The 12300-nt window shown below is 71.4% G+C and carries 12 protein-coding genes; 7 read left to right on the top strand and 5 right to left on the bottom strand.

Features of this window, described 5'->3' with window-relative positions; all coding sequences use genetic code 11:
* The first annotated feature begins 20 nt into the window (after positions 1 to 20).
* Together SLINC_RS44965 and SLINC_RS44970 are read left to right on the top strand one after the other, a co-directional pair.
* Positions 21 to 458, top strand: coding sequence for a DUF350 domain-containing protein (locus SLINC_RS44965; protein ID WP_067444495.1), 438 nt, complete (start codon positions 21 to 23; stop codon positions 456 to 458).
* Between the two features lie 12 nt (positions 459 to 470).
* Complete coding sequence (locus tag SLINC_RS44970; RefSeq protein WP_067444498.1) at positions 471 to 2075, top strand: polyamine aminopropyltransferase; 1605 nt, start codon at positions 471 to 473, stop codon at positions 2073 to 2075.
* A gap of 183 nt (positions 2076 to 2258) precedes the next feature.
* Here SLINC_RS44970 and SLINC_RS44975 read toward each other — a convergent pair whose 3' ends face one another.
* The 3 genes from SLINC_RS44975 to SLINC_RS44985 are packed head-to-tail and all read right to left on the bottom strand — an operon-like array spanning position 2259 to position 5725.
* Positions 2259 to 4799, bottom strand: coding sequence for an ABC transporter permease (locus tag SLINC_RS44975; protein WP_107406774.1), 2541 nt, complete (start codon positions 4797 to 4799; stop codon positions 2259 to 2261).
* Between the two features lie 3 nt (positions 4800 to 4802).
* Positions 4803 to 5522, bottom strand: coding sequence for an ABC transporter ATP-binding protein (locus SLINC_RS44980; RefSeq protein ID WP_067444501.1), 720 nt, complete (start codon positions 5520 to 5522; stop codon positions 4803 to 4805).
* Positions 5519 to 5725, bottom strand: coding sequence for a hypothetical protein (locus SLINC_RS44985; protein WP_067444504.1), 207 nt, complete (start codon positions 5723 to 5725; stop codon positions 5519 to 5521). The genes SLINC_RS44980 and SLINC_RS44985 overlap by 4 nt, the downstream gene beginning before the upstream one ends.
* A 188-nt stretch (positions 5726 to 5913) precedes the next feature.
* Here SLINC_RS44985 and SLINC_RS44990 point away from each other — a divergent pair, with 188 nt between their 5' ends.
* The 4 genes from SLINC_RS44990 (at position 5914) to SLINC_RS48330 (ending at position 9835) form a co-directional block, all read left to right on the top strand.
* Entirely contained in the window at positions 5914 to 7242 is a 1329-nt protein-coding gene (locus SLINC_RS44990) for a sensor histidine kinase (RefSeq protein WP_079165046.1), read from the top strand.
* Between the two features lie 42 nt (positions 7243 to 7284).
* Positions 7285 to 7974, top strand: coding sequence for a response regulator transcription factor (locus SLINC_RS44995; RefSeq protein ID WP_067444508.1), 690 nt, complete (start codon positions 7285 to 7287; stop codon positions 7972 to 7974).
* Between the two features lie 176 nt (positions 7975 to 8150).
* Positions 8151 to 9323 carry a serine hydrolase domain-containing protein gene (locus SLINC_RS45000; protein WP_079165047.1) on the top strand — a complete coding sequence of 391 codons (1173 nt, stop codon included), beginning with the start codon at positions 8151 to 8153 and terminating at the stop codon, positions 9321 to 9323.
* Positions 9324 to 9691: 368 nt separating this feature from the next.
* Entirely contained in the window at positions 9692 to 9835 is a 144-nt protein-coding gene (locus SLINC_RS48330; RefSeq protein WP_159425428.1) for a hypothetical protein, read from the top strand.
* Positions 9836 to 9879: 44 nt separating this feature from the next.
* Here the strand turns inward: SLINC_RS48330 and SLINC_RS45005 are convergent, their stop codons facing one another.
* Complete coding sequence (locus SLINC_RS45005; protein WP_067444511.1) at positions 9880 to 10167, bottom strand: DUF4190 domain-containing protein; 288 nt, start codon at positions 10165 to 10167, stop codon at positions 9880 to 9882.
* Between the two features lie 445 nt (positions 10168 to 10612).
* Complete coding sequence (locus tag SLINC_RS45015) at positions 10613 to 11542, bottom strand: LysR family transcriptional regulator (protein ID WP_067444517.1); 930 nt, start codon at positions 11540 to 11542, stop codon at positions 10613 to 10615.
* A gap of 114 nt (positions 11543 to 11656) precedes the next feature.
* Here SLINC_RS45015 and SLINC_RS45020 point away from each other — a divergent pair, with 114 nt between their 5' ends.
* Positions 11657 to 12184: a DapH/DapD/GlmU-related protein gene (locus SLINC_RS45020; RefSeq protein ID WP_107406922.1), complete on the top strand. Its 528-nt coding sequence runs from the start codon at positions 11657 to 11659 to the stop codon at positions 12182 to 12184.
* The last annotated feature ends 116 nt before the right edge of the window (positions 12185 to 12300 follow it).

Here is a 12300-nt window from a genome sequence, read left to right on the forward strand (position 1 = left end):
CCCCCAAGAAAGGCAACGCAGTGACCGAGATCTTCGAGTCGACCGGACAGGCCCTGCTCTACGGAATCGCGGGTCTCGTCGTGATGGCCGTCGGCTTCATCGCGCTCGACCTCGTCACGCCGGGCAAGCTGTACCACGTGGTATGGACCGACCGGAACCGCGGTGCGGCCGTCCTGCTGGGCAGCCAGTCCGTCGCCGTGGGCCTGGTCATCATGAAGGCCATCGAGGCCAGCGAGTCCGAACAGGGCCTCGGCTACGGCCTGGTCAGCACGCTGCTGTACGGCCTGGCCGGGGTGCTGGTGATGACCGTCGTCGGCATCGTGATCGGCGTGGTCACGCCGGGCCAGATGGGCGCGGTCGTCCTCGACGACGAGGGCAGCCGTCCGCACCCCGCCGCCTGGGTCCAGGCCGGCATGTACCTGGGCACCGGGTTCATGGTCGGCGCGGCGATCTCGTAACGCCGCCCCACGATGAGCGCCACCACCGTGCAAGGCCGCGACACCATCGCGGCACCCGCAGGCCCCCCGGCCGTCAAGCACACCCGGGGGGCTCGCTTCCTGCTGCTCTTCGCCGTCTTCCTCTGCGCGGCCTGCGGCCTCGTGTACGAGCTGGCCCTGACCGCGCTGGGCAGCTACCTCATCGGCAATTCGGTGCTGCAGACCTCCGTGGTGATCTCCGTGATGGTGTGCGCCATGGGGCTCGGCTCCCTCGCCGCCAAACCCCTGCGCCACCGCCCGGTGGGCGCGTTCGCGCTCGTGGAGGGCGTGCTGGCGCTGGTCGGCGGGCTGTCAGTGCTGGTGCTGTACGCGGCGTTCGCCTGGCTCCAGCTGTACACCCCGGCGATGATCGTGGTCGCGGTGGCCGTCGGCATGCTGATCGGCGCGGAGATTCCGCTGCTCATGACTCTGCTTCAGCGGATCCGGAAGCAGGAGGCGGGCAGTGCGGTCGCCGACATGTTCGCCGTCGACTACATCGGGGCGCTGGTCGGCGGCCTGGGCTTCCCGCTGTGGCTCCTGCCGACGTTCGGCCAGCTGAAGGGCACGCTGGTGGTCGGCGCGGTCAACGCGGTGGCCGGGGTCATCGTGGTGGTGTTCATCTTCCGCCGGCAGATGCGGCGCTGGGTGCGCAGCGCCCTGCTGGCCGGGGTCACGGCGGTCCTGGCCGTGCTCGGTACGACGTACGCGTTCGCGGACGACCTGGAGGTGACCGCGCGCCAGCAGATGTACCGGGACCCGATCGTCCACGCGGAGACGACGTCGTACCAGGAGATCGTCGTCACCCGCTCCACCGCCTTCACCGGCGAACCGGACATCCGCCTCTTCCTCAACGGCGATCTCCAGTTCAGCTCCGTCGACGAGTACCGCTACCACGAGTCCCTCGTCCACCCCGCCCTCGCCGGCTCCCGCGCCAACGTGCTGATCATGGGCGGCGGCGACGGACTCGCTCTGCGCGAGGTGCTGCGCTACGACGACGTCCAGCACGTCACGCTCGTGGAACTGGACCCGGCGATGACCCGGCTCGCCCGCGACTTCAAGCCCCTGCGCGACCTCAACGACAAGGCGCTGGGCGACCCGAGGGTCAAGGTCGTCAACGCCGACGCCTTCAACTGGCTGCGCGGCGCCCGCCAGCACTACGACGCGGTCGTCCTCGACTTCCCCGACCCGGACACGGCGGCACTGGCCAAGCTGTACTCGGTGGAGTTCTACCACCTGCTCGGCCAGGTCCTGACGCCGCAGAGCAGGGTGATGGTGCAGAGCGGGTCGCCGTTCTTCGCGCCGAAGACGTTCTGGTCGATCGCGAAGACGATCGAGACGGCGGGCTACGCGACCACAGAGTTCCAGGTCGACGTACCGAGCTTCGGCAACTGGGGCTACGTCCTGGCCACCCCGCGCGGCGGTACGTCCCCACCGCTGCGGCTGGCAGCGGACGCCCCGAAACTGCGCTACCTGGACGAGGCGGTCCTGAAGGCCGCCACGGTGTTCCCCGTGGACCGCCGCCGCCAGGACGTCCGGCCGAGCACGCTGATGGACCCGGCCGTGCTGGAGTACGTGCTGGACGAGTGGGAGAACTACTGACCGCCCGCCGCGAGTCACTGTCTTTTCGACCAGCTCGCCGAAGGCATCGACCGTCTCCTCCAGCGGCACGGTGCGGTCCTCGGCGTGGGCCCACAGGAGATCGATGTGCTCGACTCCCAGAGTCCCAGGCTCGCCTCCACACCGGTGTGGACGGCGCGGCGGGACGGCGGTTCAGGTGCGGGATCACGACGCGCGGACCGCGTCGGCGGGTGAGGTGCGCAGGGCCTGGCGGGTGGGCAGTTCGATGGTGAGGAACGCCGTGACGGTGACCGTGACCACGAGAGCGGGGAGCAGCCACACCGGGCCCGCGGGCCAGGGGCGGCCGAGGAAGGCCTGGCCCAGGAGGGCCAGGGGGATCGCGGACAGCAGCAGGGCCGTGGTGAGGGCGGTGGCGGCGGTGACCGCGGCCTCACGGCGCATCATCGCGCGGATCTGACGAGGGGTCGTGCCGTTGACGCGCAGCGCGGCCATCTCGACCCGGCGCTGGGCTGTCGCGGCGACCAGCTTGTTGGCGATGCTCAGCAGGAGGTAGACGAGCAGCACCACGATGGTGGCCAGGTTGATCCACACCTCGGGCGGGGCGTCCTCAAGGCCGCCGGTCGCGGTCGGGTTCGCCTTCTCCAGGGTCAGGCCGGGGCGGGACGCGGCCAGGGCGGCGAGGCTCTTCGTGGCCGCTGCCGTGCCGTCGGTGCGCACGAGGACGGACTGGTCGAGCTCCGTCGTGGTGTGTCCGGCCGCCAGGTCGCGGGAGAGGACGACCGAGCCGAAACCGAGGCCGCGGTCGTAGACGGCGACGACCTTGGCGTCGACCGGTGTGCCGTCGCCGAGGACCAGCTGCACCCGCCGGCCGACGCCCGCCGAGCGCGAGCGGGCGACGTCGCCGCTGACGGCGACGGTGGCGCCGGAGAGACGGCCGATGTCCCCGTCCCGTACGTCGAGGTCGAGGACGCCCGCGGCGTCCGGGGGGAGGATCGTTGCGGAGGCGGCCTCGGACACCGTGTCGCCGAGCATCTTGTAGGACCAGATCACCGTCGTGGTGCCGACCGGGGCCGCCGCCTGAACCCCGGGCGTTTTCCGTACGGCGGTCAGGGTGCCCTCGGGCAGTCCGCCCAGGCCCGGCGCGCTCAGCCGCTGCTGGGCGAGGGTGCCGGTGCGGGTGTCCTGGGTGGTGGCGGCCATCACGGTGGTCTGGGCGAAGATGTACGTCAGCACGAACACGACCGCCATGGCCAGGGTGCTGACGATCCCCGCGTTGCGCAGGGCATAGGCGCGGAGGTTGGACATCGCCAGCCAGGTCGGCGCGGAGGTGCCGGAACGGGTGCGCCGGCTCGCGGCGGCGCCGACGCCCCGGACGAGGGCCGGCCCGGCCAGCGCCAGACCGATCGCGCCGAGGATGCCCGCGATGGAGGTGGCGGCGGCACCGAGGACGGTGCGGGAGAAGAGCGGGAGGACCGACAGGGCGGTCGCGGCGAGGATGACCACCAGACCGGAGCGCGTACGGATCCTGGACGGGTCGCGGGGTTCGCTGCGCGACTCGGCGACCGCCTCCGTCGCCGGCATGCGGGAGGTGCGCCACGCCGCGCCCCGCGCCGAGAGCTGTACGGCGAGGGCCGTCAGGAGGATCGTCGCGACCGCGGGCAACGGACTGAAGGTGAGAGGGAGTTCGGCGGGGATGACGCCCCGGTCCGCCAGCAGGCCGCGGAACTGTCCGGCCAGGAGGTAGCCCACCGCCACTCCGGGCACGAGCGCGCCGGCCGCGATGACGGTGGCCTGGGACGCGGCAAGCCGCCGTATCTGCCGGGGGGTCGCGCCGACGGCCCGCATCAGCGCCAGGTCGCGGCGCTGCCCGCCGAGCGACACGGCCAGCGCGCTCGCCATGACGAACCCGGTGATCAGCGCGATGATCCCGGAGAGGGACCCGGCGAGCAGGATGAGCAGGGAGCGGCTCGCACCCGCGCCGGGCGACACGAGGTCCCCGCGGTCCGCACCGGTGACCGTCTGAAGCCCGGTGCCCTTCAGCTTCGTACGGACGTCGGCGGCGACCCGCTCCTCGGCCCCGGGCGCGGTGCGCAGACCGATCAGGTCGACGGTCCTGGCGAGCGCTCCGTCCTCGCGGCCCGACAGCCGTACGGCCGTCCGGTCGGCGAACAGCACACCGGCGCCCGGCGCGTCGACCACCGCCGAGACGCGGTAACCGGCGGCGGGACGGCCGTTCGCGACGACCCGCACCCGGTCACCCGCCTTCACCCCCGCGGCGGCTGCGGTCGCGCTGTCCACGGCGACCTCACCGGAACCGGCCGGCGCGTCACCGTCCACCGCCCGGTCCTTCAGGAGCTCGGTGGACGACCAGCCATGACCCGCCGACGCGGGGTCCTTCGTCGGTACGACCCGGCCGCGGGAGTCGACGAGCGCGGCGGGGAAGCCGAAGTCACCGACCGTCGCCTCCACCCCCGGCAGCCCGGACAGGTCGGCGACCAGTGCGGCCGGGACCCTACGGCGCTCCGGAAGGGCGATCGGCAGGTCCCCGGCCGGATGGAACTCCTGGTCGGCCGCGACCACGACGTCCGCGCCGGCGAGGCGGCCGGGCGGCAGGTGGGAGCGGACACCGGACTCGGCCAGGATGCCGGTGCCGGTGATCAGAGCGGCGCCGCCGAGGACCGCGCATGCCACAGCGATCAGGGCGGTGATCCGGTGTGCGGCCATGTGGATCGCGAGACGGAACACGGCTCACACCTTTCCCAACGCGACGAGGCGATCGGCCAGTTGAGCGGCGGTGAGGGTCTCCAGGGACTCGACCACGCGGCCGTCGGCCATCACCAGCACCCGGTGTGCGCGGGCTGCGGCGGCCGGGTCGTGGGTGACCATCACGACCGTCTGGTGCAGCTCGTCGACCAGGTCCCTCAGCAGGTCCAGCACTTCGTGGGCGCTGCGCAGGTCCAGCGCGCCCGTCGGCTCGTCGGCGAACACGACGGCCGGTCTGGCCGCCAACGCCCGTACGACGGCGGCGCGTTGCTGCTGGCCGCCGGAGAGCTCGGCGGGCCGGTGGCTCAGCCGGTCGGCGAGACCGACCCGTCCCACCAGTGTGCGCAGCCAGTCGTGGTCCGGAGCCCGTCCCGCCAGGCGCAGCGGCAGGGTGATGTTGTCCTCGATACTGAGCGAGGGGATGAGGTTGTACGCCTGGAACACGAACCCGATGTGCTCCCGGCGCAGTTCGGTCCGGCGGGTCTCGTTCAGCCCGCCGATCTCGTGGCCGTCGATGCGGATGCTCCCGGACGTCGGGGAGTCCAGCCCGGCGGCGCAGTGCATCAGCGTGCTCTTGCCGGAGCCCGAAGGCCCCATCACGGCCACGAACGCACCGCGTTCCACGGTCAGCGACACGTCGTCGAGGGCGCGTACACCTGCCGCGTACTCCTTGCTGACCTGGGCCAGCGCGATGGCGGCGGTCATCGACGGCCTCGCAGACCGCGCACGGCGAGGGCTCCGCCGCAGAGCACCGTGACGATGCCGCAGAGCAGGTGGACCCAGGTGTCGGCGCCGCCGAAGGAGGCCGCCATGTTGCTGACCGCGCTGATCACCACCACGGACCAGAGCAGCGTGCGGGCGACCTCCCCTCGGGTGAGGCTGTCGGCGTCGGTGGTCCTGTTCGCCATGGCGTCCCTCCTGTGGCTCGTGCGTTTGCGCACTCGTCTGCTGTCGTCACCGACGCTATGGATCAGCACCCCTCGCGGCCGATCCCGCAGCCCGCCCGCTCCAGGTACAGCAGGCTGTACTTCCGGTCCCCGACACCCTTTGCGAACCGGCGGGCGGCATAGGGTCGTCCGCGACCGAGGGAGGCTGGATGGCACCACACGAGGACCACGCGGCCAGCGCCGGCAGCACGGCCGGCACCGGCAGCACGGCGGGCACCGGCACCGCTGCCGCCGACCGGGGCACGGGTGTCAAGGACACCGTCGTACGCACCCTGAGCGCCGCCGGCACCGCGATCGGAGAGCTGGCGTCCGGGCTCAACACAGCCCTGCTCGCCCTGCTGGTGCTGCTCTGGACGGCCCTCACCGCCGTGACGAGCCTGGCCGGGGCGGGGCTGCTCATGGCACCCGCCGTGCTGCGCGCGCTGCACGCCCTGGCCGGACACGAACGTGCGCGGCTCGCCCGCCGGGGTCCCGAGGTCGTCGCCCCGGAACCCGCGCCGACCCGGCTGCGGCTCGCGCTGGTCGACCCCACCACCCGACGGGAGCTGCGCTGGCTGGTCCGGCACGCGACGCTGGGCCTGCTGCTGGGAGTGCTCGGAGTCCTCCTGCCGGTCCTCGCCGTGCGGGACAGCACCTTTCCGCTGTACTGGCGGCTCCTGCCCGAGGAAGCGACCGCCACCTCCCTGGGGGTCGGCCTGGCGCGGTCCTGGCCCGAAGCCCTCGCCGTGTGTCTGCTGGGCCTGGGCTGGGTCATCATCATCCTCGGGCTCGCCCCCGGCATGGCCCGTCTGCAGGCCCGGCCCGGGCGGGAGCTCCTCGCGGCCGGACCCGACGTCGATCTCTCCCTGCGCGTCGCGGAACTGACCGCCACCCGTGCCGCCGCGCTCGACGCGCACGCCGTCGAACTGCGCCGTATCGAGCGCTCGTTGCACGACGGCACGCAGAACCGCATCGTCAGCGTCACCGTCCTGCTCGGCGCGGCCCGCCGGATGGTCGCCCGCGACCCGGCCGGCGCCGACGAACTCCTCGAACGCGCCCAGTCCGCCGCCGAACAGGCCCTCGCCGAACTGCGTACGGTCTCCCGCAGCATCCTGCCGCCGGTGCTCGACGACCGCGGCCTGACCGGGGCGCTCTCGGGACTGGCGGCGCAGAGCGGGGTGCCCTGCCGGATCGACGTCGACGTCCCCGACCGCTGCGCGGCCTCCGTGGAGGCGACCGCCTACTTCGTCGTGGCCGAGGCGCTGACCAACATCGCCAAGCACAGCGGCGCCCGCAGCGCCACCGTGACGGCCCACAGCCGTGGCGGCCGGCTGCGGCTGCGTGTCGAGGACGACGGCCGGGGCGGAGCCGACGAGCACGGCGGCTCCGGACTCACCGGTATCCGCCGCCGGATCGCGGCACTCGACGGTAGCCTCACCCTGGTCAGCCCGCCCGGCGGGCCCACGACCCTCGAGGTGGACCTCCCCTGTGGATCGTGATCCGCCGAGCGGGCCCCGTGCTGCCCTGGACCCGACCTGTGGATGGACCGTGAACTGCGGATGGACCGTGAACTGCGCATCGTCATAGCCGAGGACGACCCGTTGCTGCGCGAGGGCCTGGCCCTGCTGCTGCGCGCGGAGGGCCTCGACGTGGTGGCCACCGCGGGCACCCCCGACGGGGTGCTGGACGCCATCGACGCACACAAACCGGACGTGGCGATCCTCGACGTACGGATGCCTCCGACCCACACCGACGAGGGCATCGTCGCGGCGGTCGAGGCACGGCGGCGACGGCCGGACCTGGCGGTCCTCGTGCTGTCCGCCTATGTCGAGCAGAGCTTCGCCACCGAGCTGCTGGGCGGCGGTGTCACCGGCCTCGGGTATCTGCTCAAGGAGCGTGTCGGGCGGGTCGAGGAGTTCCTCGACGCCCTGCACCGGGTGGCGGACGGCGGTACCGCCATCGACCCCGAGGTCGTCGCCCAGCTCTTCACCCGCTCCCGCCAGGACCCCCGCCTGGAACGGCTCAGCCCCCGCGAACGGGACGTACTGGGCCTGATGGCCGAGGGGTTGGGCAACTCCGCCATCGCCGGACGCCTCGTCGTCACCGAGGGCGCCGTCCACAAGCACATCCGCAGCATCTTCGCCAAGCTCGACCTGTCTCCCGCGGACCAGGTGGACCGGCGGGTCGCCGCCGTCCTGCGCTATCTGGAGGACGTACGCCGACTGGCGTGAGTTTCGGGACGCACGTCGCGCGGTGTGCGTACGGACGTACCTCGCCCGGCGTGCGTACAGCAGGCTGTACCGCGGACCGGCCCGCGGGCTGGATCGTCCGCCGCATGCCCCTCCTTCTACGTTGGTGATCACACCCGGAACCCCTGGTGAACGACCAACTGCCAAGGAGACAGCCCATGATGACGCTGCGTCACCTCGCATCGACGGCCGCGCTGACCGCACTCGGCCTCGGCCTCATAGCGCCCGCCGCAAGCGCCTCGGAGCCGGCGCCGACCACGTTCCGGGGCAGGCTCCAGGACAGCGTGGACGCCATCCACAGGACCGGGACCGTCGGAGTCGTCGCCCAGTCGACGGGCCCGCGCGGCAAGCGGCACGCCACCGCCGGGGTGGCCGACACCGGCACCGGCAGGGCGGCCGACGTCCGTGACCGGTTCCGGATCGCCAGCACCACCAAGACGTTCGTCGCCACTGTGATGCTGCAACTGGTCGCAGAGGGGCGCGTGTCGCTGGACGACTCGGTGGAACGGTGGCTGCCGGGTGTGGTGTCGGGCAACGGGAACGACGGCGGCGACGTCACCGTGCGCCAGTTGCTGAACCACACGAGCGGGCTGTTCAACTACACCGCGGACTTCCCGGCGATCACCAGCCGGGAGGGCTTCGAGGCCGACCGGTACACCACCTGGACCGACGAGCAGCTGGTCGAGATCGCGATGCGGCACGCGCCGGACTTCGCGCCCGGCGCGCAGTGGGCGTACTCCAACACCAACTACATCCTCGCCGGAATGATCATCGAGAAGGTCACGGGCCGGAGCTGGCAGCAGAAGGTGACCCGGCGCGTCGTCCGGCCGCTGGGGCTGCGCGACACCCTCACCCCCGACGCCCAGTCCCGCATTCCCGGCCCGCATCTGCGCGGCTACTCCGGCTTCGGCGAGCCCGGCCCGGCGATCGACGTCACCGATTTCAACCCGACCGCGGCGGGCGCGGCCGGCGCCATGATCAGCACGACCGGCGATGTGAGCCGCTTCTTCGCGGCGCTGCTGGGCGGCCGGCTGCTGCACCCTGCCCAGCTGGCCGAGATGAAGACGACCGTACGCGCCGCCGAGCTGGACCCCGTGTGGCCCGGTGCGCGCTACGGCCTGGGCCTGATGGAGATCCCGCTGTCCTGCGGCGGGGTCTACTACAGCCACGGCGGTGACCTGGCCGGCTACACCACCCGGGACGGGGTGAGCGCCGACGGCCGCCGGGTCGTGGTCGTCGAGGCGACGGGCGACGGGGCCCCCGACCTGTCCACGGAAAAGGCGCAGAACAAGCTGATCGACCAGGAACTGTGCGCCGACGGCAAGAGGTAGCAACGGCAGAGGCGGCAGGGCGAAGCACGGGGAACGAACGGCAGTGAGGAAGGACCCGGTCGTCGCCTGACGCGGCCGGGCCTCCGCCGTACGGACGACGACACCTCCTCTCACACACCGTGCATGGGCGGGGCGGCCGTGCATGGAACTACTGAGGGCCCGGCGGGCGTTGGCAGCAGGCACGCGGAACGCGGGGGACAGGTTCACGACCAGCTGCTGGGCACTGCGGTGGACCCGGACACCGTTCTGACCATCGCCACGATCTACTGGCTGACCAACACCGGCGCTTCCTCGGCCCGGCTCTACTGGGAGGGCTGGCACACCGAGCACTCCACGGAGACGATCACGGCCGCGACGGGGGTCGGCCGGTGTGCAAGTTCGCCGACCGCGACCACAAGAACATCGTCTCCTGGTCGCAGGCGGACCGCGGCAGCCACTGGGCCGCCCATGACGCCCCCGGCCTGCTCGTCGCCGACCTCCGCCAGTTCTTCGGCGGCCTGCGCCGACGCTGAGGGACCGGTGCCGCCCGGACACCGGTCCCTCGTCCCGGGGGCCGTCAGCCGCCCACGTACCAGCTGAATCCGCCGTTGTTGGCGGCGACGACCAGGAGCACGATCCACAGGATCACGTCGACGACGCCGAGGACGATGCCCGCCTTGGCCATGCCGGCGCCGTTCTTCGCCGCCGCCTGACGGCGGGCGACGGCACCGAAGACGATGGCCAGCGGGCCCAGGATGATGTTCAGGATGAACAGGCCGACGATGCCGCAGCACAGGCTCGCGATCGCCAGGCCGTTCGTGCGTGATCCGGAGGACGCGGCAGAGGAACTGCCGTAACTCGCCATGGGACACTCCCAGATGTCGGTTGCGGACTTCGTGTTCGACTCGCCTGTTCGAATGCCCCTTTTGGGCGGCCTCATGTCAACGCACGGGGAAGCCGAAGGAGTATCCCTGCCCCTTCGCCCCTTCAGCCAGGGTGCCTTGCGCAGGGCGGCGACCCTCTCGGAGCGGTCGCCGCCGGCGTCGTGGAAGGGGAGGGTCGGGCCGTTGGAGATCTCGTCCTGACGGTGGTGCCGGTGGTGTTCGTGCCGGGCTGCTGGAAGTCCTTGGTGATCATGCGCTCGGCGTCGAGGATCGCCTGGGCGCCCACCATGCAGAACGTGGCGATGCGCGGGCATCCAGTCCAGCAGGTCGCGACAGTTCACGACGGTCGTGCGCTTCCGCCATGCAGGCGTACGGAAGAGCGCAACCATCCATCGCTGGGGAGTGTCTGTTGATTCCGTCGCCTGGTCAGCGGTCTACCCAGTCCGGCGCCCACGCGTCGTGAGGGGTTCGCGGGCCTGCGGTGCGTAGATGGTCGCGTAGCGCGGTCAGTACGGGGTGCTGGTCGCCGCTGCGGAACAGCAGCACGTGCGGGTAGACCGGGGTCGGGTCGCGCAATGGGATGCGCCGTAGGTCGTGGGTCTGGGGCCACAGGTAGCGGTCCCCGCTGCCGACGAGGGTGGCCAGCGAGGCGGAGTCGGCCAGCGCGTCCATCAGGACTTCGTCACCGAAGTTGGGGCCGAGTGCGTCGATGCTCAGGCCGAAGGCCTCGGACAGCGCCTGGTAGAACGCCGCCCACTCCGTGCCAGGCCTGATCCCGGGGATCCAGATGCGGTGGCCGGCCAGGTCCGCAGGTCTGACCCAGGGCGCGTCAGCCAGCGGATGGCCCGGGCCGACCAAGAGCTCCAGGGGAGCGTCCAGGAGTCGTTCAGCGCTGATCCCAGCCGGGATCTGGTCTGCCGGCAGGGCGCGGAAAGACGCGTCGATGGTCCCTCCGAGCACCGCCTGGGCGGCCTGGGCGGCGTTCTCCTTGCTCAGCGTGACCACGTCCAGCTCCGTCTCGGGGTGGGAGCGGTAGAACCGGTAGACAGCCTGGGCCGGAGAGGTGCGCCGGTTGAGGACATCGACGCGCAGGGGACGGCTGCCGGGGCGCACGGCTTGCTCGGCCTGCTCGATGGCTGCCAAGACCTTCTTGGCGTGCGGAAGGAAGACCTGCCCGTCCAGGCTCAGCCGGGAGCCTCGGGAGGTCCGCACCAGGAGCGTGACCTCAATGTGCCTCTCCAGGGCCGCGATCCGCTTGGAGACCGCCTGCTGGCTGATCCTCAGCTCGTCGGCCGCAGCCTGGAACTGGCCTGTCTCGGCGACGGCCAGGAACGTCCGCAGCGCTTCAACATCCACGCTTCCACCCTACTTTCACAACCACAGGTTGTGTCTGGTGTGGTGCCGGGTTGTTTGATCGAATGTTCTGCTCGGTGGTGGGATCAGCGCATGTCTACCCGCACAGAGCAGGTCATGTATGTCCAGACGCCTGAATTCGCGCGTCATGCGGAGCGGATCGTGGAGGTGACCGATGCGACCTCTCGACTGAACGCGCTTCCGTTCAGCGACAGCGAAGGTCGCACTGAACTACTTTCCGTTGTGTTCGGCGGCCCGCTGCCGGAGTCGGTGATGATCTACCCGCCGTTCTTTACTGAGTGCGGGCTGCACACGACGTTCGGGGAGAACGTCTTCGTCAACCAGGGATGCACCTTTATGGACAAAGGAGGCATCCGTATCGGGAACGGCGTCATGATCGCCCCGAAGGTCAGCCTCATTACCGGAGGCCATCCACTGCCCCTGGCCAAGCGTCGCGAGTACCTCTCCTTCGCCCCGATCGTCATCGAGGACGACGTCTGGATCGGGACAGCTGCCGTGATCATGCAGGGGGTGACCATCGGTGCCGGCGCGGTGGTCGCTGCCGGTGCGGTGGTCACGAGGGATGTTCCTGCCGGCACCGTGGTCGCGGGAGTGCCCGCCAAGGTGATCAAGGCGATCGACTGAGCCCGGCCGGGCCGGCCGACCCGGTACGCAGCACCTCTGCGGTCTGCCGATGCCTCGTCACACCCGGCTGACCGACCGGCAGTCAGGGACAGAGACTGCCATGGCCTGAGGTGGCG

The sequence above is a fragment of the Streptomyces lincolnensis genome, from assembly GCF_001685355.1.
Lineage (GTDB): Bacteria > Actinomycetota > Actinomycetes > Streptomycetales > Streptomycetaceae > Streptomyces > Streptomyces lincolnensis.

Excerpts from the sequence above, each read along its gene's own strand:
- SLINC_RS44970 (WP_067444498.1), top strand. The coding sequence starts at position 471 with ATGAGCGCCACCACCGTGCAAGGCCGCGACACCATCGCGGCACCCGCA.
- SLINC_RS44980 (WP_067444501.1), bottom strand. The coding sequence starts at position 5,522 with ATGACCGCCGCCATCGCGCTGGCCCAGGTCAGCAAGGAGTACGCGGCA.
- SLINC_RS45005 (WP_067444511.1), bottom strand. The coding sequence starts at position 10,167 with ATGGCGAGTTACGGCAGTTCCTCTGCCGCGTCCTCCGGATCACGCACG.
- SLINC_RS44990 (WP_079165046.1), top strand. The coding sequence starts at position 5,914 with ATGGCACCACACGAGGACCACGCGGCCAGCGCCGGCAGCACGGCCGGC.
- SLINC_RS44995 (WP_067444508.1), top strand. The coding sequence starts at position 7,285 with ATGGACCGTGAACTGCGGATGGACCGTGAACTGCGCATCGTCATAGCC.
- SLINC_RS45020 (WP_107406922.1), top strand. The coding sequence starts at position 11,657 with ATGTATGTCCAGACGCCTGAATTCGCGCGTCATGCGGAGCGGATCGTG.
- SLINC_RS45000 (WP_079165047.1), top strand. The coding sequence starts at position 8,151 with ATGATGACGCTGCGTCACCTCGCATCGACGGCCGCGCTGACCGCACTC.
- SLINC_RS44985 (WP_067444504.1), bottom strand. The coding sequence starts at position 5,725 with ATGGCGAACAGGACCACCGACGCCGACAGCCTCACCCGAGGGGAGGTC.